Here is a 22,311-nt window from a genome sequence, read left to right on the forward strand (position 1 = left end):
ACGGCGACCACCACTATTTTTTGATGAAGAGAAGGTTTAGACATCATTGACATTTTCCAATTCCACCATGTTCAGGACCGCCCCGCAGAATTTACCGTTCAGGCTTTTGAAAAAGCCGATGGATTCTCGGTCGATCTGTTTGATGATGTGCTGGGCGGAGAAGATGGCGATGATGCCGTCCACGTGCTCGGCCAACTCCCGGCTGTCGGAAAAGTCGTTCAGGGGAGGACCTTCGAGGAAGACATAGTCGAACATCTTGGTCAGCGCGCCCAGGTGTTGCAGGAGGTTTTCACGGGGCAGTACCTCCGAGGGGGTATAGTCTCCGCCCTCGCACCCGATCGCGTAGACGCTTCCCGGGACCACGTCGGAGGCCGCGCCCTTGACCGTGTCGATCAGCGTATCCTCGTTTTTATACCCGTCCAACCGCTCCAGGGAGGGTTTGGCGCCCAACTGCGTGGTCAGGTCATTGTTACAGAAGTTTGTATCGAGGATCAGGATGCGCTTTTTGCTGAGCGACATGCTATAGGACAAGGCCTGGATCAACGTGGTCTTACCCTGGCCCTTGCGGGTGCTGGTAAAGAGGAAGACCTTTTTGCCGCTGTGCTCGATCTCGAACCGGAGCTTCCGGAGCAACTCCCGGAAGACATTGTCCCGGCTTTTTTCGTGGTGGTCGGCGGCGGCGGCAGTGCCCGCGACCAGGTCGGAAAGGGTTTTGTTTTTAAGGTTCATGTAATTGATCATGGAGATCAGCCGCAACCCCACGGTCTTCTCAAAGATGACGGGGGTTTTAACGGAGGAATCCATATAGACCAGGATCACGAACACCAGTATGGTCAGCATACAAGCACCAAACCCGGCTCCCGCGACGATCAGCAGGGTTTTGGAAGGCTCGGGCAGGATGGCCGGCTGACCCAGGAGGACCTGTTTGAAATTGTTGACCGCGGAGGAGCCCTGGTCCATGGCATCGTTGTACCGGGACTTGGCATCCAGGTATTCCTTGTTGGCCAGTTCGGCTTCCTTCAGCAGGCTTTCCACTTCGGCGCTTTTGGAAGAGCTGGCGATCAGGCTCCGTTTGATAGAGTCGATCGTCTGTGTCTGGGAGTTGATGTTGGCGTTGGCGGCGTTCAGGTCCACTTGGAGCTCGCCTTTCTTATCCTCCAGGTCGGACTGGCTGGGACCCGTGGAGGCGATGACCTTGGCCGGGCCCTGGGCACTGGAGACCTTGTCGTTATACGCCTGCTTGGCCATATTGTATTTATCCAGCAGGTTTTGGTCCTTTTGCCCCGAGGCCAGGTAATCATTATAGGCCTGGTCCCTTTGCTGGCGGAGCATCACGATCTCGTTGTTCAGCGACGGATCGTCTCCCGCCGAGGTGGGAGAGGCCCCGTTTTTCAGGTTGGCCAGGCGGTTGTTGACGCCCTGCAGTTGGTACTGGATTTGGGTTCTTTTATTCTTTTCATCCTCCAGGCTGGTTTGCAGGTCGCGGATGAGGTCGAATTTACTTTGGCTTTCGACACCGACGTCCACGAGCCCCGCCTTGCGGAGGGCGTCGTTCTTGGTGTCGAGGTCCGTCTTTTTCTTTTCCACGAGGCTCCTCAGGGTGTCGATAGACTCGGACGAGCGCTCGCTTTTGATGGTCTTGTAGTAACGGATAAATTCCTGGTACAACTGGTTGGTCACGAAAGCCGATAGCTCGGGATTTTCTGCCTCGAAGTCGATCTCGATATAGTCGGTATGCTGGAGCCGGTAGATCGCCAGGTACCGGTTCAGGGATTTGTAATCGTATTTATACAGGTCCAGCAGTTCCAGGAGTTTTTTCTCGTCGGGTAAGTAGGACGTCAGCATGCCCATGGTCTCCCACTTGGTTTCCAGGACCTGGGTCGCCTTCTCCATATCCACGCTCTTGACGAGGGGTTTCTGGAGGTCGCTTTCGCTTAAGCGGCGGAAAGGCCTCGGGCTCGTCAGGTCGTGCAACAGGAGTTTGTAGCCCAGCAGGCTGACGACCATGGGAGAAGTGGCGGTGACGATCACGTTGTTGAACTTCGTGTCCGCTTCCAGGAAGTTATAGGAGTCCGGGTTGACCCTGACCTCGTCCGAGCTGGTAAAGCCCGTGGAGAACTGGGAGTAGGACCGGTACAGCTTCTTTTCGTCCTTGGCCACCAGGTAGGCGGCGATGGCGGCGATCAGGGTGGCGCTTATGATGATCCATTTCCGTTTGAGCAGGACCCGCAGTAAATACGAAAAATCCATAGAATACACATTTAAAATGTGAACGCCGGTCTGCACAAGGCGGACCGGCGTTCGATCCAGGTGGGCGTGGGCCCTATTGTTTCATGACTTTGATCGTGGCTGTCTTTGCCGTTCCTTCGTTCATATTCACTTTCACGATATAAATGCCTGTCTGGAGGGCGCCCTCGGGCTGGATGGTGAGGTAGTTGCTACCGGCCACCAGGCCTTTGAACGCGTTGCTGTATACCCTTTCCCCGCCGACGCTGTACATTTCCACCAGGGCCCTGTCTCCGTTGTTGACGGCCGGCACGTGGAGGGTGAAGGTCGTCTTGAACGGATTCGGGTAGGCGTGGATGGTGGTATCGGTTTCGGTGATGGTCGGGGTCGTCGTAGCGTCGCTGGTCACACCCGTGATCGTCGCCAGTTGGTTCGGGACGGTAGCCGTGGTGACCGGGGGCGTCGGAACGGTGTTGGCATCCGGGCTGTAGGCCCTCAGGATGATGGCCTGGATGATACCGTATTCCGTGCTGGGCGTGATGGGCGCGACGTTGATCGTGATGGTGCCGGTCTGGTCGGGCTGGATGCCGTAGGCGGTCACCGTGGACGAGGTATTCAGCGAGGCGTTCAGGATCACCTTTTGTCCGTTCACGACGAAGGCGGTACCCGCGTCGGACTGGAAGTTCAGGCTGTTGAAGAACGTCACGTCGTACCGGTTGTAGATGTTCAGACCGCTGATCGTGAACCCGCCGGACTGGCCCGCAAAGAGCACGTAGCAATCCTGCATGACGGCGTCCGGAACGGCGCCGGAGTTGTTCCCCGTTTGCATACCTAAGTTGGAGGTACCTGCCCAGAGACCGGTGAGGACGACGTTGGTGCTGGTGGGCATACCCTGGTCGTCGTACAGGCTGTTCCAGGTCGTACCGGTGACGGGTTGCTGGTTCATCGAGTTCCAGGGCAAACCGGCGATGTTCAGGTTCGGCTGGTTGAACTGCATATAGATCGCGTAGCCGCTCGTCGTGGCCGATACAGGGTTGCTGTAGGTCGAAGGCACCGCGGCCAGCAGGACGCGGACCGTATAATAATACGTCGTGTTGGAGCTGAGGTTGGCATCCGTATAGGTGGTCGTACCTGCCGCCAGGGTGGCGAGCTTGCTGTACTTCCCGCCCGATGCATCCGTGGCGCGCCATACTTCCACACCGGTCGAGTTCCATGAATTGTCGGTCCAGGCCAGGGCCACCGACGTCCGCGTGATGGCGGTTGTGTGGAGGTTGCTGGGTCCGAGGATCGTCAGCTTCGTAGGATCGAAGCCCTGGATGATGACGTCATTCAGGTAACCGTACTGGGCCGCGGATGCTTTGGTCACACCCAGCGATACCGTGCCGTTGGCCCTGGGCGTCAGGTTGCTGAACTGGAGCAGGTTTTGGGTATTGAAGGCCGGGTTGATGGTCTTGGTCTGACCGAGCAGCGAGAAGCTCGTCGAACCAGCCACGCCCCAGTCGGTGCCGCTGTAGATGACGAAGTTGTACTTCGTCGCGGGGTTCAGGCCGCTGAAGAGGATGGAGTCCGTCTTCTGGGCGCTCTCGTAGAGACAGGACCGCAGAACGCCGTCCGGGAATACCCCGGAGTTGTTCCCCGTTTCCTCACCCGCGTTGAGCAGACCGGCAAAGCCGTTGGAATAGGTGAGGGTCATGCCGGAGTTCTGGTTGGCGTCGTTGAGCAGACCGCCCTGGTTATAACCGGGGGCCGGTGCGATCGACACGTTGTTCCAGGGGGTTGCCCCGTTGTTCACGCCATCGGAGAAGTGAACATAGACCGAGGTGACCACGGGGTTCTTCACCGTGATGCTGAACGTGGACGTGCGGGTCGAATCGGCGATGTCGGTCATGGTGATGACATTGCCGGTATACGTGCCGGACGTGCTGTCCGGGGCGGTGATGATGAGCTGGCCCGTGCCGTTGCCGTTGTCCGTAAAGGTGGCGAAGTTCGGCAGGCCCGTGGCCGCCAGGGTTACCGTGTTGCCGGTGGAGCCGGTCGTGGTCACCTGGATGGTATCGGCAGTGCCCCAGTTCAGGCTGATGTTGCCGACGGCATTCAGCGTGGGTACCTTGTCGGGGGTGGTGACGGACGCTACGTTGGTGTAGTTCGACCAGCCATGACCGTTCAGGGCCCTTACTTTGTAATAATAGGTCGTAAACCCGGCCGTCGTCGTATCCGTGGCGGTGGTCGCCTTGGCGGGAGCGTTCGGCAGGAGCTGGGTCCAGGGACCGGAAGTGCTGGTGGCCCTCCAGATCTCGTACCCGGTTTCGTTGTACGCCGAATCCGACCAGGTCAGGACAACACCCGAGCCCGACGTATTCAACGCGGCGTTCAGGTTATACGGGCTGAGCGGTGCGGTACCGTCGTCGAAGAGCTGTGTAACCACCAGGGCGTTGACATACCCGATCGGGGTGCTTGCATTCAGCTTCGACATCTTGATGGTGATGGTACCCGTGCTGTCCGGTTTGAGGTTGGTCAGCGAGACGGTGTTCTGTGTATTGTTTTGTACGTAGAGCTGAACGGTTTGTCCTTCGGATTGGTAAACCGTGGTCCCGTTGTCCGGCACGTAGTTGAAGACGCTGCCGGCGTACAGGGTGATGTTGTAGAGCTTGGTGGTATCCAGGCCGCTCAGCGTGGGATACACCGTGTCCGGCGCCCCATAGTCTCCGAAGAACCAGAAGTCATGCAGGACGGCATCCGGGTAAACCCCGCTGTTGTTGCCGGTGTTGGGCCCGAGGGCGGCGCCACCCCACCAGGAGGTATTGAAGTTGAAGGTCCAGGGGAAGGGGTTGCCGGAATTGTCCAGGATGCCCGTGGTGACCTGGCCGGTGATGTTGTTCCACGGCGTGCCCACCGAATCCCCCGCCATGATGCGCAGGTAAGCGGTGCGGGTCGGGTTGACGAAATTCACCGTCAACGGGAAAGTGGACGTCGTCACACCCCCGGTATTGTCGGTACAGGTAACGGTGACCGTATAGCTGCCCTTCGCCCCGAAGGTGGGGTTGAGCACCAGCGTATCGGACCCGTTGGGGCCCGCATTCAGTGTGTAGTTGTTGGGTACCCCGCTCACGCTAAAGACCATGTTGTCTCCGCTCGGTGAGGTAGCCGTCAGCGGTATGCTAAGGGTGCTGCCGGTGTTGACGGTCTGGGCCGCCACCGCGGTGATCACGGGCGGGTAATTGTTGTTGACCGTCAGCGTAAAGGTGCCGTTGGTGGAGCCGCCGTGTCCGTCGGTGACGGTCACGCCGATACCAACGTAGGTGTTCGAATCGGTTTGGGCCGGGCTCAGGGTCAACACCGCCGTGCCGTTGCCGTTGTCCGTCAGTTTGACAAAGGCGGGCAGGTTCAACCCTGTAAAGGCCAGGGGATCCCCGTCGGCGTCCGTGGCACTGACGTTGATCGTGCCGGTGGTGCCGTAGCGAATCGTCGTGTTCGGGATCGGGGCAACCACCGGCGGGTTGTCCAGGGTCGTCGCGCCGGTGGCGGCGGTCAGGGCGGAAGAACCGCCGGGTCCGGTGGCCAGGAGCTGATAATAATAGGTCTGGTGGCCGAAGAGACCGGTATCCACGTAGGACGTTGTGCTTCCGCTGTTGATGATGGACAGCAACTGGAAGTGGGCCGAGTCACCGACGGAGCGGTTCAGCGTGTACCCGGTGATGGCGCTGGACGTGTCCGTCCAGGAAAGCGAAATTTTCTTCGACGACAGGGCCGTGGCCGTCAGGGTGGGGGTGACCGGCGCTCCGGGCAGCGGAGGTGTGGTCGCGGTCCAGTTGGCGTTGGCAAACGCCGAGTCCGGAATGGCCACGCTGGTAGTGGCGCCCGGTACTTTCCAGGTGACACTCAACGTGGCGGTCTGCGTACCGTCGTCATACGCCACGAACAAAGGATACTTGCCGACGGCCAGGGTCGTGGTGCCGGAACGGGTCGTCGCGTTTTGTTGGAAGTCGTTATTGACGACGACACCCGCCGCATTATAGGTGCCGATATACAGCTTGCTGGCGGCGGCGGAAGTGGTGGAGAAGGTATAGCTCCCGGCGCTCGTCACATTGAGGATACCGGTGTACTTGAAGGAGATATTCTTGGGAGACGCCCCGGCGGGGGTCAGCGAGAAGTTGGTCAGGCGGCCGGTAGCAGTGGCGGTCGCGGTGTCGAAGTCGGGCAACGGGCTGCCATAGGTGCGCTGGTAGAAGCGGTAGAGCAGACCGCCCTGGGACAGGGAGTCAAACCCGGAACCACCGGCGCCGTTGATGGCCTGCACCTCGTAGTAGTACGCCGTGCTGCTGGATACGCTGTTGTCCGTAAAGCTCGTCGAACCCGCGGGCAGGGTCGTGACGATATTGAACGGGCCGGTGACCGCCGTGCTGCGATACACTTCGAACCCGGTCTCGTTGTTGGAATTGTCGGTCCAGCTCAGGTTGACCTGGTTGTAGGCACTGGCCGTGGCCTTGACGTTCGTCGGCCTGTTGGGGACGGTTCCCGGAGATGTCGGCGTACCTGCAAAGTATTTGTTCGGGATCGCGACAAAGCCGGAGTTGCCGTTGACCGCGAAGCTGCTCCATTGGACGGTCATCGAAGCGGTGCCGGTCTGTTTGAAGTAGGCGATACAGATCGGGTAGGTCCCCGCCGTCAGGTTCATGGAGGAACTGGTCACCTGGGTGACGGTGGTTTGTACCTTGTTGTTGTTGACGGTAGGCGTCCCCGTGGGGGTAAGGCTGTTGAACCAAAGCTCGCTTCCGTCGGAAGAAGACGTGGCGAACTTATAGCTCCCCGACACCGGGATGGTGATATAACCGCTCCAGATATAGCCGAAGTTGACGCTTGCTGTTCCGGTATACAGGTTGATGAGGGTGTTGGGGCTGATACCCTGCGCCGTCGGCGTGAGGGAGGTCAGTTGCGCGCAGGACGTAAGCGCGGGGCCGGATATATAAAAGTTATACGCCAGGCCGGAGTAAATCGCCTGTGCGTCCACCTGGGGTGTACGCGGGCCGACGTTGCCGCTGCCGTCCACCGCCACAACATAGATCGAATACCAATTTCCCTTGGTAAGCCCGTTGAGGATAAAAGACGTATTGGAGGTAACGTTGCTTAATTGCCCGTTGACATAAATATTGTAGTGGTCCACGCTCACGTTGTCCGTGGCGGCGCCCCAGGTGATGTAAATCGTCGTGTTCGTGGTCCCGGTGACGGTGACGTTGCCCGGCGCGCTGGGCGGTATCTTGTCGGAATTGGTCGTCACGCTGGTCTCACCGGACAAGGGCGCGGCCCCGGTCGTGTCTATGGCGCGGATCACGTAGTAGTAGGGTGTACCCGCCTTCAAACCGACGGAATCCGTCCAGTTAAGCACGGAGGGTGTGGTTTGGCCCAGGTAGGTATAAGGCCCGCCGCTTTTGGTGCCCCTATACACCTCGAAGGCCGTCGGGGGATTGGTAGGATTAGGCTGTGTCGCCCAGCTCAACCCTACACGGGTAAAGCCCAGTGAATTGGCGACCAGGCTGGAGGCTGCCGTGGGGGCGTTGGGCCCGCCGGCGTTGATGACCTCGAAAACGGCTGAGGGCAGCGAGTGACAGGAGAATTTCGGGGTGCCAATCACGTAATAATCACCGGGGCTGCTGACCGTAATACTCTGGTTCGTCCCGATTACGCTGGACGAACCCACCTTGTACCAGGCATAGGCCGAATCCCCCACAGGCAGGGTCAGGCCGACGGTATTGGTACCGTCCGCTCCTGGTAAAGCCACGGTCTGCGGTTTGACCAGCGCAATGTTCGGTGTTTGCGTCGTCGCCTGGACGACGATGTTTACGGGCACCGGCGACCAGGGGGTCCATACCGTGCCGCGTTCGAGCCGGCAGTCATACGTACCCGCCTTGGTAACGACGAGCGAGTCCGCCGTCGCACCGGGGATCACGGTCCCGTTTAAACGCCATTGGTAAGCCGTCGCCCCCGGTACCATGCCCAGGGTTTCTTTGATGCTGTCCCCGGGGCAAAAAGTCGTACGCCCAAACAAGGGCCAGGGGTTGGCTATATTACAGGCATTGACAAAAGTAAAAAAGTTGGGTTCCAGCCAGGCGCTGTCCCAGGTGTCGTGTCCCTGGGTGGTGAAAAGCGTATAGTTGAAGTTAGCGCCCGCTGCATAAAAATAGGGTAGGACCTGGGCGGTGGTGGCCGGTGCCGGTGCCACGTCCTGTCCACCCTGGAAATACCAGTAGGGCGTATATTTCAGCTGGTTGACGATCGAAGGCGCTTCGAAGGACAGGGACATCGCCGACATCGGCAACACCCCTGCGACGTACTGTGCATACGCCTGAAAGAATCCCCAGCACGCCTGACCACCCGCCGAGAGGCCGTTGATCACAATCCGGGATATATCCACCTTGTTGTTCGCGATCATATAGTCGATGATCGAGGAAATAGCGGTGTATTGACCGCTGGAGAAAAAGCCCGTGCTCTGCATACAAAGGACATAGCCGTCGAAGGTGCCATTGTCCACCGAAGTCTGGAAGAACTGCCCGCCATGGTAAAGCTGGGTTTCGTTATCCGTGACCGGACCCGCTTCCCCGAGGCCGTGAAAGAAGATAAACAACGGGTATTTTTTGCCGTCGTTCGCCGTGGGGTTATACGTCTTCGGGAAGTGCACCCGGAAGGGGGAACCGTTTAGGATGTAACACTTGTACTCCGTCGTGTTCCAGCTCAGCGAAGGGGTCCTGCCCCATTTGCCGATGGTGCCGTTGGGCGGCTGGGTGGGAGTGCTCGACTTGGTGTAGTTGACGATGGTGTCAGACGGGTTGATAACAGACTGTCCGGACACTTCCATTTTCAAGCAAACGCAGATCAGAACCAAAAGAGCAGCGTAGAGCTTAGGCATCTAGTAATGTTTTGTGGTGAAATAGGGATAAGCAAAAACCAACCGACGGCTATCTACAATATCGGCACGGTAAAATTACTTTGCCGGACTTTGGTAATTCCGGCAATTGGGTGAAGGACCCTTTTTTGTTCGTGAACGCGGGGATTTTGAGGGAAAATGGGCTCAGGCCCGCCTTGCTTTTTCCCAGGCGCCGGATTGCCCGCCCCTACACCACCGCACAAACCCCTGAAGCACAGAGAGATTCATAAAAATGAAGTAACGCGGGAGCTTACCCGCTTTCACGGGGAGCAGGGCCAGCGCGTAAAAGGCGGCTTGGGCCGCGAAGAGCCACACGTAGAGGTCGCCGGCCATCGCGCCGCCCGCGCCGTGCGCCGCACTGTGCGTCGCCAGGGCCGCGCCCGCAAGCACCGCCCCCGCAACCACCGACAGCACCAGGCAAAACGGGCTTGCCACCCACCGGAGCACCCGGTGCGACATATATAGATAATATAGCCGCGGGTACCGCCAGGGAGATACCGCCCCCCGGAGCAGGGCCACCGACTGGAACCCCCCGGCGGCGATCCGGACCTTGCGTTTACGCTCGTCCTCCATGGAGAAGGACGGCGTCTCCACCGCGCACGCGCCGGGTTCATAAATGACCCTGTAGCCAGCCGCGGCAATGCGCATGGAAATGACAAAGTCGTCCAGGATGATCGACGGGTCGACGGGCGTATACAGGTTTTTTCGGAAGGAAAAGAGTTCCCCGGCGGCGCCCACGACCGAATAGAAATCCGAGTCGATGCGCTTCAGCGCGGACTCGTATTTCCAGTAGAGGCCTTCGCCTTCGCCGACCGAGGCGTCGGCGCCATCGCCCGGCGCGGGTGCCACGCCCCTGTCGGCCGCCGTCGCACCTGCGCGAGGCGCGGCCGCCACCCCCTCGTCGGCCGCCGTCGCACCTGCGCGGGGCGCGGCCGCCACCCCCTCGTCGGCCGCCGCCGCACCCGCGCGGGGCGCGGCCGCTGCGACCACCTTTTTTTCCCCCGCTACCCCGCCCACCTGCGGATCGGCATAGTGCCGGGCCATCAACCTCAAAGCGTCCGGGTTCAACATCGTATTGGCATCGCTGGCGACGATCACCGGGTGAACGGCCGCGGCTACCGCCCGGTTGAGCGCCGCCGACTTGCCGGCCCGGCCGGGCTCGTGCAACAAGCGAACGTTTGCATACGAGCGCACGATGTCCGGCGTCTCGTCCGTGGAGCCGTCGGTCACGAAGAGCCATTCCACCTTGCCGGTAGGGTAATCCTGCGCCAGGCAATTCTGAATTTTGGCGGCGATACAGGAAGCTTCATTATAGGCGGCAACGATAAAGGTGAGGTGCGGCAGCTCCGCGGCGTCGGCGTTCAGCCCGGCGGCGCGCCCGCTGGCGGCGCCAGGCCCACCGGCGGCCGGAACGCCCCCGCGGCGGGGCCACAACTTATTGATAATAAAAGCGATTACAGCGTATCCGGCATAGTTGAAAGCGATCACGAACCAGCAGCCGAAGAGGACGATTTTCCAGAGAAGCATGTCCTAAGATACCATTTTCCCGCGTTCACGAGGATTTTCACTGCGTTCACCCGAATTGCCCTTTGCGGGAAAAAATCCCGTTATACTTTAGCTTCAGAAACCGTATCCTGGAACTGCCAAAGGTCCAAGTACGGTTTCTTTTTGCTTCCTCTTAAACTAGTTATTGATGATTATGCGTACACGCATACGTGTAGTTCACAGGTCCTGCTTACCGTTATTCCCCAGGGGCGTCCGCCGTTCAACGGCCGTCCCTGGGGACAGGACCTTCCACCGGGCTGCCCATCATCACCTTACCTCTAAATCCCTATGATGATGATGACGAAACCCACCTTGCTCCTGGTCGACGACAACGACGCGCTCCTCCGCCTGCTGAAGTCCATTTTCGACAAACAGTATTCGGTCTTTACCGCCGGTGACGGCGTGGAAGCCATCCACCTCCTGTCCAAGGGCATACGCCCGCGACTGATCCTTTGCGACGTGCAAATGCAGAACATCGACGGGATGGAACTGGTCAGCTTCCTGTCCACGAGCCGTTTGTACCGGGACATCCCCGTGATCCTGCTGACGGAGGCGGGCCAGACCCTGGAAACGCCGGGGGCCGGGAACGTCGCGCGGATCGTCCAAAAACCTTTTGACCCTGTTCACCTGCTGGAGACCGTTAACGGCGTGCTTGCCCAGACGGTCGTCACCCGCCGGCCTTCGATGTTTACCGCGGGTTCATTCTTCACTACTTCTAAATCCTGAGCGCCATGATTGAAACGCTACGCCCTTATCAAACGAAGAGAAATACGACCGAGTGGAAATGGCACTCCCATTCCACTAACAATTATATGGAGCCCGGGGGCCGCAACCTCCTCCTCATCGGGGAAGCAGCGGCGCTGTACAGCTACCGGCTCCAGCACCGCGGCTATACCTGCGTGCTGGCGGCCAGTATCCATGAGGCGCGCAACATCCTCCTGTTGGAATACTACCAGCAGGGCCGGACGCTTCCGGAAGCCATCCTTTGTGACAGCGCCCAGGACAGCTCCCTCATCGGGCATTTTGCCGGTTTCCTGTCGGTGACGAAAGAATATGCACGGATCCCCTTTATCCTTCTGTCAAGGGACGAGGATGAAGAGGGGGGGACAGGCAACGCCCCCATTGGTGTCGACGACGTTTTTGACGGCAGGGCCACCGACGACGACCTGTGCGCCAAGATCGAGGTCCTGAAAAAATACAAACACCTCCGCCAGACGCTGCCGTATCATACGCGCGAGGAGCAGGTGGCGGTTAGCCCCCGGTCACACCGGTTCGGCCAGAGAACATTGGACATCCTGGTATCGGGCATCGCCCTGGCGGTCCTTTCCCCGGTGCTCCTCGCCGTCGGGCTGGCCATCGTGCTGGACTCCCGCGGGCCTGTCCTGTACGCGTCACCCCGGGCCGGCCGGGGGTACCGGATCTTCAAGTTCTATAAATTCCGTACGATGGTCGTCGGTGCGGACCGGAAGATCGACCAGCTCAAACACCTCAACCAGTACGACGTCAAGGACGGTGCCAGCGGCCCCATGTTCCTGAAGATCGATAAAGACCCGCGGGTGACGCGCCTCGGCCGTTTCCTGCGCAACACCAGCCTGGACGAGCTGCCCCAGCTCCTGAATGTCCTGCTCGGCGACATGTCTCTCGTAGGGAACCGGCCCCTGCCTTTGTACGAAGCCTGCACCCTGACCGCCGACGAGAGCGTACAACGCTTCCTGGCGCCCGCGGGCATCACCGGCCTCTGGCAGATCAAAAAACGCGGGCGTCCCGATATGTCCGTACAGGAAAGGATCAGCCTCGACATCGACTATGCGAACCAGCATTCTTTCTTTTATGACCTCCGGATCCTTCTGAGCACCCCCAAGGTCCTCATACAAAAAGCAGACGTATAGCCATGACGACCCTTTGGCTAACGGTCCTGATCATCCTGATCTACTTCGGTTGTTCCGTGGCCTATCTTCTGATCCTTACCCTGGCGGGCAAATACAACTACCGGAACCCGTGGACCCTGGGTAGTACACAGCCTACATTATACCGCCGGATCGCGATTGTCGTACCGGCCTATAAAGAAGACGGGATCATCGTGCATACCGCCCAAAACCTCCTGGACCAGGACTACCCGGCGATTTGTTTCGACGTCCACGTGATGGCGGACTCCCTCCGGCCGGAGACGGTCGCCCGGCTTAGGGGGCTACCCCTGACGGTTTGGGAGGTGGCCTTTAAGAAAAGCACGAAGACCCGGTCGCTGAACGCCTTTTTCATCCGCAACCGGCAACCCTACGACGTCGTCCTGATTTGCGACGCCGACAATATGGTGGGCAGCGACTTCCTGAGCAAGGTCAACGCCGCCTTCGACCAGGGCGCCCGCGCCTTCCAGGGGAGAAGGGTGGCCAAAAACACGGACACGTCCTACGCGTTCCTGGACGCGTGCAGCGAGGCCATCAACAACCATATTTTCCGTAAGGGCACCAGCGCCCTGGGGTTGTCCTCCGCCGTGATCGGTTCGGGGATGGCCTTTGAATACAATATGCTCCGCGACATCCTGGCCTCTATCGACGCCGTGGGTGGTTTTGACAAACCGCTTCAATTGAAGGTCGTGGCCCGGGGCATAAAAATACGCTACGTAGAGGACGCCCTGATCTACGACGAGAAGATCGAAAGCGGGGACGCTTTCGGCAACCAACGCCGGCGCTGGCTGTCGAGCCAGTGGGTGTACCTGAGACGCTACTTCCTGCCCGGCTGGGTCCAGCTTTTCCGGGGGAACGTCTCTTATTTCAACCTGGCGGTGGCGAACAACATCGTCCTGCCGCGGGCCCTCCTCTTAGGCGCGCTGCCCCTTGTGGCCGCGGGCGCCTTTTTTGTGGACCCGGTGCTGGGTTGGACGGGTGTGGTCCTTTGGGTAGGATACCTTTTTACCCTGGCCATGGCCTTGCCGAAGGCCTACTACGGAAAGGATCTGATAAAGGCGTTGATAAGATTACCCGGCGCTATGGGCAGGATGGCCCTTAATTTGCTGCAACTGCGCAGCGCCGACAAAACGTTTATCCATACCCTGCATACGAGGACGACCATTTCTAACAATGTTCTGAACCGGTAATATGGCTGCACAAAAACCTCTGGTGAGCATCATCACCATCAACTACAATGCTACGGCCCTGACGGTGGACCTCCTGGAATCCATCCACTACCTGACGTACCCCAACGTCGAGGTCATCGTGGTGGACAATGCCTCCAGGGAAAGCCCGGTGGAAGCCTTGCAAAAGGCCTACCCGGAGGTACAGCTCATCATGAGTCCTAAGAACCTGGGTTTTGCGGGCGGAAACAACCTGGGGATCAAGGCCGCCAGGGGGGAATACTTGTTTTTTGTCAACAACGATACGGTCCTCACCCCCGACATCCTCGAAGGGTTGGTGGAGACCTTTGAAAAATACGCCGACGCCGGCGCTGTCAGCCCGAAGTTCCACTACTACGACGCTCCCGGTACGATCGAATTTGCCGGGTACGAGCAGGTGAACATGTTTAGCGGGCGCAACGCCATGGTCGGCTGCAAACGGAAAGATTACGGGCAATATGATAAAGAAGGGGTGACCAACTACGCCCACGGCGGCGGTATGATGGTACCTGCTTGGGTTATCCGGGAAGTAGGCCTCATGCCTGAGGTCTACTTCCTGTACTATGAAGAGTTCGACTGGTGCGAGCAGATCAAGCGGCGGGGCTACCAGGTCTACTACCAGCCAAAGTCGTTGATTTACCACAAGGAGTCCATGACCGTCGGCAAAACCAGCACCCTGAAAACCTTTTACCAGAACCGCAACCGCATCCTGTTTATGCGGCGCAACGTAAAAGGCTGGCCGCTCGTCGTTTTTACAGTATACTATACTTTGTTCACGGTTCCCAAAAATACGCTGAAGTACCTCGTCAAGAGGGAGTCCAAACACCTCCGGGCCTTTTGGCAGGGTCTCGCCTGGAATGTATCGAACTGGGATTTGTCCAACCTAAAATCGTAAACGTATGTGTGGCATCGCCGGCTTTGTAGATTTTACCCGCCAGACGGGCAAGGACACGCTGGTCCGCATGACGGACAGCCTGGCCCACCGTGGTCCCAACGACGCCGGGTATGAGGTCATTGAACAACCCGGGGCTTCCGTGGGCCTGGGTCAGCGGCGGCTGTCCATCCTGGACCTGTCCAGCGGCGGTCACCAGCCCATGCACTTCCGCCACCTGAGCATGATCTTTAACGGCGAGGTCTACAACTTCATGGAAGTGCGCAAGGAGCTCGAAGCCGTAGGCTATACCTTCGACTCCACCTCCGACACCGAGGTCATCCTGAAGGGCTTTCACTGCTGGGGTCCGTCCGTCGTGGACAAGTTCATCGGCATGTTTGCCTACGTCGTTCTGGATAGGGAAAAAAATGTCGTGACCGTCACGCGCGACCGCGCCGGCGTCAAGCCGTTTTACTACTACTGGGACGGCCAGCACTTTCTTTGGGGCAGCGAGCTCAAGGCCTTTCACCAGCACCGCGCTTTCCGGAAAGACATCGACGTCAACAGCCTCGCGCTTTTCCTGCAATTCAGCTATATCCCCGCGCCTTATTGCATTTTCAAAAATACCTATAAGCTTCGCCCCGGTCACATCCTGACCCTGTCCCTCGGCGACAAACGCGTCGTGGAGCGTCCCTACTGGGACGTGGCGGACTGTTACAACAAGCCGCGCCTGCGCATCGACGAACAGGAGGCCCTGGAAGAAACCGAACGTCTCCTCGTGTCCGCCTACAACTACCGGATGGTGGCCGACGTCCCCGTCGGGATCTTTCTCAGCGGCGGGTACGACAGTTGCAGTGTCGCTGGTATCCTTCAAAAGGGCCGGACCGAACGCCTCAAGACCTTTACCATCGGTTTTCACGAAGCGGACTTTAATGAGGCGCACTACGCCAAAAAGGTCGCGGACTACCTGGGCACCGATCACCACGAGTGGTACATCACGGCCGGCGACGCAAAGGACGTATTCCACCGGCTGCCCGAGATCTATGACGAGCCTTTTGCGGACAATTCCGTCGTGCCCACCGCCCTGGTCAGCCAGCTCGCGGCGCGGCACGTAAAGGTGTCGCTGTCCGCGGACGGGGGAGACGAGATTTTTGCGGGGTATAAGAAGTTTAACCAGTCGCTTCGCTATACGGAAAGCATACCCGCGCCGGTACAGTCTATGCTGTCGGGGGCCATGAGCCTGATCAATCCCGAGCGCATACCCTATTTTTCGCGCCAATACAACTTCGATACGCGGTACCGTAAGATGCAGGCGATCTGGGAATCCCGCAGTCCCCTGGAGGCATTGAAGGTCATCAGCAGCTATACGACGCCCGAGGAAGTGGCGGCTTTTATTCGCCCCGCGTATACGGCCTACGAGACCTCTTTTGACACCGGCTACCCCGGTGCTTCTTTGGACGGCCTGAACCGGATGCTGTCGGTAGACTATAAGACCTTCCTCGTGGACAACAACCTCGTCAAGGTCGACCGCGCCACCATGGCGGTGGGGCTGGAAGGGCGGGAACCCATGCTGGACCATCGGGTCATCGAGTTCCTCGCGCAGCTTCCGGCGGATTTGAAGATCCGCAAGGCGGTCGATCTTCGCGGCCGGCCCGTCAATAAATACCTCCTCAAAAAAATCGTCCACAAGTATATCCCGAAGGAACTGATGGACCGTCCGAAGATGCCGTTTATCGCGCCTTTGAAGGTCTGGTTCCGGGACGAGCTTGCCGAAAAGATGCACGACTACTTAGGCGAGCGCAAGCTCCGTGAAAGCGGGCTGTTCAACGCAAAGCCCATCATGGAACTGTCCAGGGCGTACCTCGCGGGGTCGCCCGTCAACTATCAGAAATTGTGGAACCTGCTCGTATTCCAACTGTGGTATGAGCGCTGGATGAAAACGCCGGTGGCCACGGCGATGCCCGCGGAGGAGGTGCTCGCATGAGCGCGCCGACGACCATAGCGGCCGGCGGCAAGATCCGCGTCCTCGAAGCCATCCGTCAAGGCAAAGTCGGGGGCGGGGAGACCCACATCCTCAACCTCGTGGAGCACATCGACACCACGCGTTTCGAGCCCGTGGTCCTGGCCTTTACCCATGGCAAAATGATGGAGACCCTGGACCGCATGGGGGTCAACCACCACGTTATTCCCTCCAACCGGGCCTTCGACCTCTCGACCTGGAACACCGTGCGCCGGCTGATGCAGCGCGAACGGATCGACCTCGTCCACGTCCACGGCACCCGGGCCAACACCAACATCTTGTGGGCCGCACGCATGTTGCGGCTGCCCATCATCTATACCGTCCACGGCTGGTCCTTTCACGACGACCAAAGCTGGTGGGTGAAGAAGGCGCGGATTTTTGTGGAAAAGTGGATCACGCGTTTCGTGAACCGCACCATCTCGGTGAGCGGGAGCAACCAGGAGACGGGGAACCGGTATATCCCGCACTTTCAGTCGGTCGTCATCCCCAACGGGATCAGCCTGTCGCAGTTCGACCCGGGGCGCGCCCTGAACGATGTGCGCCGCCAATGGGGGGTGACGGCAGACGCCTGCGTCCTGGGCTTTGTCGGCCGCATGACGTTGCAAAAGGATCCGCTGGCGCTGATCGAGGCCTTCCCGCAGGTGTTGCGCGCCAACCCCCGCGCGGTACTCGTGCTGGTGGGTGAAGGCGAGCTCAAGGAGCCTGCCCGCAAACGCGTGGTGGAGCTGGGGTTGGAGGGGAAGATCATTTTTGAAAAGTTCCGCACAGACGTCCCCGATGTCCTGGCGGCCATGGATATTTTTTGCCTGCCCTCCCTTTGGGAAGGGTTGCCCATCGGTCTTATGGAGGCCATGGCGATGCGCAAGGCCTGTCTGGCGACACGGGTGGACGGATCCAAAGAGCTCATCCGGAACGGGGAAAACGGTCTCCTGGTGGAGCCCGGCGAGCCCGTGGGCCTGGCCGAAGCGCTGGTCCGCCTGGTCACCGATACGCCCTTGCGCATGCGCCTGGGCAGCCAGGCCCGGCACACCATAGAAGCCGGCTTTGACGTCACGGGGATGACGCGGAAAATCGAATCATTGTATTTAGAAACACTGGAGCATAAATGAGTAAGACCCTTTACGAATATGACCGCATCGCCGACCGGAAACGCGTCGACTTTATCGCGGAGACCCTGGCGCAACAACTGCCGGCCGACGCGCGTATCCTTGACGTGGGTTGCGGCAACGGGGTCATCAGCCGCCACCTCGGCCGGCTGGGTTTTCGCGTGACCGGCATAGACGTCAGTGAACGCACCATCGAAAAGGCGAGGAGCATCGACCCCCTGCCCAACGTGGCGTTCATCACCAAAAGTGCCGAGGAGCTCGTCGCCGAAGGCACCCGGTACGAAGCCGTGATCTGTAGCGAGGTCCTCGAACACCTCCACGACCCCGGCGCCCTCCTGGAGGTCCTGTATGCGTCCTTAACCGACAACGGCGTGCTGATCGTCACCGTCCCCAACGGCCGCGGCCCCCGGGAAAGCTTTGTGACCCGGCCCGTCCTCAACGCCCGCCGCCGCAACGGCTGGCTTTGGAGAACGGTCGTCGGTGCCAAAAAACTGTTTGGTTACAGCGGGACGACCGTCCAATCCGATGCCGACAACCTCGACCACGTACAGTTCTTTTCCAAAAATGATTTGGAAAAACTGTCCGCGGCACACCGCTTCCGGATCACGCGTTTCGGGAGCGCCAACTTTGTGGAAGACGTCTTCCCGTTCTCGTTTTTTGCCAAGCGCCTTCCCTTTTTGCAAAAAATGGATTGCGCCCTGGCGGACCGTTTACCCGTGACGTTTTCCGGTGGATTTTTTACTGTTTGGGAAAAGAAGTGATCATAGACCCATAGAGAGCTTTGCGTAAACTGAAGATTGCATATTTGACGGGAAATGACCCCAGGGATAAACGTACCTGGTCCGGTTCCACCTACTATATTGCGCGCGCCCTGCAGCAACACGTGGGTGAGGTGGACCTGCTCGGCCCCCTGAAGGTGCCGTTTTGGATGGACCGGCTTTTCCGCGCCATCGCCAAACTCGTGCGTGTGACGTTCGGGACCGAATACTTTGCCCAGTTCTCCATACCGCTCAGCCTGTATTATGCCGGCGCCCTCCGCCGCAGGATGCGGGGCAACCACTATGACCTGATCTGCGCCCCCGCTTCCAACGTCGAGCTCGCCTATGTCAAGACCCATCTGCCCGTCGTCCTCATCGCCGATACGACCTTTCAACTGATCACCCACTACTACGCCAAGGACTTTAAGAAGATGTCCCGCCTGTCGCGCTGGGAAGGTAACCTGCTGGAGAAACGCTCCCTCAAACGGAGCCGCTTGTCCGTCTTCTCCAGCGAATGGGCCGCCGACTCCGCCATTAAGGATTATAAGGTCGACGCCCGCAAGGTCGCCATCATACCCCCCGGTGCCAATATGGACCATCGTCCCGAAGCGGACATCATCCACCGCAAGTTCGCCAACCCGCGGCTCACCGTCCTTTTCCTTGCCTCCGAATGGTCCGGCAAAGGCGGCGACCTGGCCCTCCAGACCCTCACCTTGCTGCGCGAAGTGCATGGGGAAGACGCCCGCCTCATCGTCTGCGGGTGCGAGCCCCCGCCGGGGATCGAACACCCCGACATGGAGGTGATACCGCTTCAGGCAAAAAACAGCGAGCTCCTTTCCACGGTCCACTTCCTGATCCAGCCCACCCGGGCCGATGCCTCCCTGATCATCGCCTGCGAGGCCAACGCTTACGGCGTCCCCGCCATCACCACCGAAACCGGGGGCATCCCGGACGTTGTCCAGGACGGCGTCAACGGATATTGCTTACCTTACCATGCCGATGGCCGGCTCTATGCCCTGTTGATCTCCGAGCTTTTCAAAGACCAGGAACGCTACGAACAGCTCGTCCAGACCAGCCGGATGCGCTTTGAAGAGAAGCTCAACTGGGACAGCTGGGCCGAGAGCTTCCAGGAAGCGGCAAGCGCGGCCATGCCCGAACTCTCCCGATGACCATGGAACTGAAAGGCACGACCATATTTATCCTGGGCACGGCCAAATTCGACGAGCCGTACGAATCGACGAGCTATACGCTGGCCAAATACCTGGCAAGGGATAACCAGGTCTTCTACGTCGACTACCCGTTTACCTGGAAGGATTACCTGAAGAACCGCGACGGGGCGCAATTCGCGAGAAGGAAAGGACATTTTTCCCCCCTGGCCGACGGGATCATCGATACCGACGTGCCGAACCTGAAGGTCGTGATCGTCCCGCCGGTGGCCTCCATCAACTTCCTGCCGGAAGGCTGGTGGTACCGGAGAATACTGCGGTTGAACCAGGTGTTGATCATCCGCCGCCTGCAACACATCCTCCGGCGGTACGGCATTAAGGAATACATATACCTGAATTCTTTTTCCTTCAATTACCCTGACGTGGCTTATGCGCTGCGCCCGGCCCCCGCGCTGACGATCTACCAGTCGGTGGACCCGCTCATCATCGAATACGACAAACGGCACGGCCAGGTGTCCGAACCCTGGCTGGTCCGGCACAGCGACCTTTGCATCTGCACCAGCAAGGCGTTGTATGAACAATACCGTGCGGTCAACCCGAAGACGTTTTTTATCCCCAATGCGGCCAACCTTCACCACAGCAGCAAGGCACTGGATCCGGCGCTGGAGGTACACCCCGCGCTGCAGTCTTTGACCCGGCCCGTGATCGGATACTTTGGCAACATCGAACGGCGGATCGACTATGTCCTGCTGGAACGTGTTTTCCGGGACCATCCGGACAAGACGTTTGTTTTCGCGGGCGCCCTTTCGGAGGACTGGCCGGCCCCGGACTGGTTTTTCCAAGTGCCCAACGTGGTGCTTTTAGGCCGTCAGCCGTACGACCAGATGCCCGCCATCGTCAAGGGATTCGACGTCGCCATCATCCCCTTCAAGGAGGATCACGTCAGCCGGACCATTTTCCCCCTAAAACTTTTCGAATACCTCGGCGCGGGCAGACCCACGGTGTCCACCAATTTCAACCCCGACCTGGCCGAACACGCCGAGGGCACGGTCTTTTTCTGCAAGGACCCGGAAACGTTCTCCGCCGCCATCAACCAGGCTTTGCGCGACAACGGCCCGGATGCGCTCGCGGCCCGGTTGGCCGTAGCCGGCCGGAATACCTGGGAGAACAGGGTGGAGGAGTTGATGCAACTGGCGGGGGCCTATATCAGGCGCTCTTGAGCAGGCCTTTGCCCCTGGTGAAGATCGTGCGGTACGTTTCTACCGCATACCCATAAGTCGTCCGAAGGTCAAACCCGATCTGTTTCCGCATCAGGAAATACCATACGATCACGATCAGCACAGACGAGATCGACGTCCCCAGGGCGGCCCCGTAAAAACCGATTTTTACCAACAACAGGTAATTGATGCTCAGGTTGATGGCCAGGGCCAGGATATTCATCCACAGCGTGACCTGCGGTTTACCGATGGAGTTCAGCAGGTTGGCGGCCTGGTTTTGCATCGGCCTGGCCAGCCCCGCGATCATATACAGTTGCAGGACGGGTGCGGCATCCAGGTAGGCCCTTCCGGCGACGATGTACAGGATGACTTTTGGGAAAAGGATGATGACGATGGAGACGGGTACCGTGAAAGCCATCAGGATGCCTACCATTTTTTCAAAAAGGTAACGCACCTTGTCCGGTCCTTCATCGACCGACGCCCGGGCGCTTTTGGGGAAAAGGATGTCCGCGGCGGCAAAGGACGGGGTGTCCAGGACCACATTGATCCGCGTGGCCGCATAATAGGTGGCCACGGCAGAGCTGCTCAGGAAGGTCCCCATCATAAACTGGTCCAGGTTCTGGAAGACGTTGGACACGGCGCCGGAAGCAAAAACGAATTTACCGTAGCCGAGGATCCGCTTGACCCAGGTAAGGGTAGGGTTGAACCGGTGAAAGAGATAGGGCCGGGAATACCCATAAAGCACCAGGGTTCCCGCTGCGACGCTGATCGCCAGGAAGATGGCTACCTGTTCCAGGCCAAGGCCGGTATGCAACAACAGTGACCCCGCGATCAGGGCGAAGAAAGTCACCTGGCGCACGATATACCCCGCGAAGACCCCTTTAAAGTCCAGGTGGGACTGCTGTACGGCTTCCAGGTGGGCAAAGAACACCAACAAGAGGATAGCGGGTATATACCACCGCAGCATCATCGCCAGGTCGGGCCCCGTGTGCAACGCACGGCCCAGCCAGGGCCCGCAAAGGAGGACAAAACCGATAAATAAAAAGCTGATCGTCAGGTTGATGAGCATAGATGAGCTCGCAATTTCAGATTTCTCCTCCAGTTGATTGGTGACATAGCGGACGTGGGCGTTTTTGAGCAGCCCTGTCTTTGTCATCTCAAAGACCGTGGTAACGGTCAGGAACAAGGCATACGTCCCCATCTGTGGTTTCGAAAGCACACGGATCAAAACCATGATGTTTACAAGGCCGAAAAAAGTCAGGGAGAAACGTTGAAGGATCGAAAAAAAGGCGGATCGGATCCAATATGAGGATAAATACTTATTCACATTTTTTTTCACGACGAAATTTTTTCCGGAGAGGCAGCCTATCTTTG

General features: G+C 58.9%; 13 protein-coding genes. 9 read left to right on the forward strand and 4 right to left on the reverse strand.

The annotated features are described in order from the left end of the window. Nucleotides 1-36: 36 nt before the first annotated feature. The 3 genes from EDB95_RS14595 to EDB95_RS14605 form a co-directional block, all read right to left on the reverse strand. Complete coding sequence (locus tag EDB95_RS14595) at nucleotides 37-2,250, reverse strand: GumC family protein (RefSeq protein ID WP_133994541.1); 2,214 nt, start codon at nucleotides 2,248-2,250, stop codon at nucleotides 37-39. 73 nt (nucleotides 2,251-2,323) lie between these two features. Beyond that, nucleotides 2,324-9,127 carry a fibronectin type III domain-containing protein gene (locus EDB95_RS14600; RefSeq protein WP_133994542.1) on the reverse strand — a complete coding sequence of 2,268 codons (6,804 nt, stop codon included), beginning with the start codon at nucleotides 9,125-9,127 and terminating at the stop codon, nucleotides 2,324-2,326. A 162-nt stretch (nucleotides 9,128-9,289) separates the two neighbouring features. Further along, nucleotides 9,290-10,672: a glycosyltransferase family 2 protein gene (locus EDB95_RS14605; RefSeq protein WP_133994543.1), complete on the reverse strand. Its 1,383-nt coding sequence runs from the start codon at nucleotides 10,670-10,672 to the stop codon at nucleotides 9,290-9,292. Between the two features lie 309 nt (nucleotides 10,673-10,981). On the opposite strand from EDB95_RS14605, the gene EDB95_RS14610 reads away from it, so the two are divergent. From EDB95_RS14610 to EDB95_RS14650, 9 genes are read left to right on the forward strand one after another with little or no spacing between them, the layout of a single operon-like run. Next, the gene (locus EDB95_RS14610) at nucleotides 10,982-11,416 is read left to right on the forward strand and encodes a response regulator (protein ID WP_162852609.1); all 435 of its coding nucleotides are present in this window, start codon (nucleotides 10,982-10,984) and stop codon (nucleotides 11,414-11,416) included. A gap of 5 nt (nucleotides 11,417-11,421) precedes the next feature. Further along, nucleotides 11,422-12,579 carry a sugar transferase gene (locus EDB95_RS14615; RefSeq protein WP_211352102.1) on the forward strand — a complete coding sequence of 386 codons (1,158 nt, stop codon included), beginning with the start codon at nucleotides 11,422-11,424 and terminating at the stop codon, nucleotides 12,577-12,579. Between the two features lie 2 nt (nucleotides 12,580-12,581). After that, nucleotides 12,582-13,784, forward strand: coding sequence for a glycosyltransferase family 2 protein (locus EDB95_RS14620; protein WP_133994545.1), 1,203 nt, complete (start codon nucleotides 12,582-12,584; stop codon nucleotides 13,782-13,784). 1 nt (nucleotide 13,785) lies between these two features. Next, nucleotides 13,786-14,694 (forward strand): glycosyltransferase family 2 protein, encoded by a 909-nt coding sequence (locus tag EDB95_RS14625; RefSeq protein WP_133994546.1) that lies wholly within the window; start codon nucleotides 13,786-13,788, stop codon nucleotides 14,692-14,694. A 4-nt stretch (nucleotides 14,695-14,698) separates the two neighbouring features. Continuing rightward, nucleotides 14,699-16,654 (forward strand): asparagine synthase (glutamine-hydrolyzing), encoded by a 1,956-nt coding sequence (gene asnB, locus EDB95_RS14630; RefSeq protein WP_133994547.1) that lies wholly within the window; start codon nucleotides 14,699-14,701, stop codon nucleotides 16,652-16,654. After that, nucleotides 16,651-17,799, forward strand: a complete 1,149-nt coding sequence (locus EDB95_RS14635) for a glycosyltransferase family 4 protein (RefSeq protein WP_133994548.1) — start codon at nucleotides 16,651-16,653, stop codon at nucleotides 17,797-17,799. The genes asnB and EDB95_RS14635 overlap by 4 nt, the downstream gene beginning before the upstream one ends. Then, nucleotides 17,796-18,557 carry a class I SAM-dependent methyltransferase gene (locus EDB95_RS14640; protein WP_133994549.1) on the forward strand — a complete coding sequence of 254 codons (762 nt, stop codon included), beginning with the start codon at nucleotides 17,796-17,798 and terminating at the stop codon, nucleotides 18,555-18,557. Before EDB95_RS14635 ends, EDB95_RS14640 begins: the two co-directional genes overlap by 4 nt. A gap of 44 nt (nucleotides 18,558-18,601) precedes the next feature. Beyond that, on the forward strand, nucleotides 18,602-19,723 hold the full coding sequence (locus EDB95_RS14645; RefSeq protein ID WP_162852610.1) for a glycosyltransferase family 4 protein: 1,122 nt from the start codon (nucleotides 18,602-18,604) through the stop codon (nucleotides 19,721-19,723). Beyond that, nucleotides 19,720-20,940 carry a glycosyltransferase gene (locus tag EDB95_RS14650; protein WP_211352103.1) on the forward strand — a complete coding sequence of 407 codons (1,221 nt, stop codon included), beginning with the start codon at nucleotides 19,720-19,722 and terminating at the stop codon, nucleotides 20,938-20,940. Before EDB95_RS14645 ends, EDB95_RS14650 begins: the two co-directional genes overlap by 4 nt. On the opposite strand, the gene EDB95_RS14655 is transcribed toward EDB95_RS14650, so the two are convergent. Continuing rightward, nucleotides 20,927-22,276, reverse strand: coding sequence for a flippase (locus tag EDB95_RS14655; protein ID WP_317129029.1), 1,350 nt, complete (start codon nucleotides 22,274-22,276; stop codon nucleotides 20,927-20,929). The genes EDB95_RS14650 and EDB95_RS14655 overlap by 14 nt on opposite strands. Between the last annotated feature and the right edge of the window lie 35 nt (nucleotides 22,277-22,311).

Source organism: Dinghuibacter silviterrae, from assembly GCF_004366355.1.
Taxonomy (GTDB): Bacteria; Bacteroidota; Bacteroidia; order Chitinophagales; family Chitinophagaceae; genus Dinghuibacter; species Dinghuibacter silviterrae.

Excerpts from the sequence above, each read along its gene's own strand:
- EDB95_RS14625 (WP_133994546.1), top strand. The coding sequence starts at position 13,786 with ATGGCTGCACAAAAACCTCTGGTGAGCATCATCACCATCAACTACAAT.
- EDB95_RS14615 (WP_211352102.1), top strand. The coding sequence starts at position 11,422 with ATGATTGAAACGCTACGCCCTTATCAAACGAAGAGAAATACGACCGAG.
- EDB95_RS14595 (WP_133994541.1), bottom strand. The coding sequence starts at position 2,250 with ATGGATTTTTCGTATTTACTGCGGGTCCTGCTCAAACGGAAATGGATC.
- EDB95_RS14640 (WP_133994549.1), top strand. The coding sequence starts at position 17,796 with ATGAGTAAGACCCTTTACGAATATGACCGCATCGCCGACCGGAAACGC.
- EDB95_RS14620 (WP_133994545.1), top strand. The coding sequence starts at position 12,582 with ATGACGACCCTTTGGCTAACGGTCCTGATCATCCTGATCTACTTCGGT.
- EDB95_RS14610 (WP_162852609.1), top strand. The coding sequence starts at position 10,982 with ATGATGATGACGAAACCCACCTTGCTCCTGGTCGACGACAACGACGCG.
- EDB95_RS14635 (WP_133994548.1), top strand. The coding sequence starts at position 16,651 with ATGAGCGCGCCGACGACCATAGCGGCCGGCGGCAAGATCCGCGTCCTC.
- EDB95_RS14650 (WP_211352103.1), top strand. The coding sequence starts at position 19,720 with ATGACCATGGAACTGAAAGGCACGACCATATTTATCCTGGGCACGGCC.
- EDB95_RS14600 (WP_133994542.1), bottom strand. The coding sequence starts at position 9,127 with ATGCCTAAGCTCTACGCTGCTCTTTTGGTTCTGATCTGCGTTTGCTTG.
- EDB95_RS14605 (WP_133994543.1), bottom strand. The coding sequence starts at position 10,672 with ATGCTTCTCTGGAAAATCGTCCTCTTCGGCTGCTGGTTCGTGATCGCT.
- asnB (WP_133994547.1), top strand. The coding sequence starts at position 14,699 with ATGTGTGGCATCGCCGGCTTTGTAGATTTTACCCGCCAGACGGGCAAG.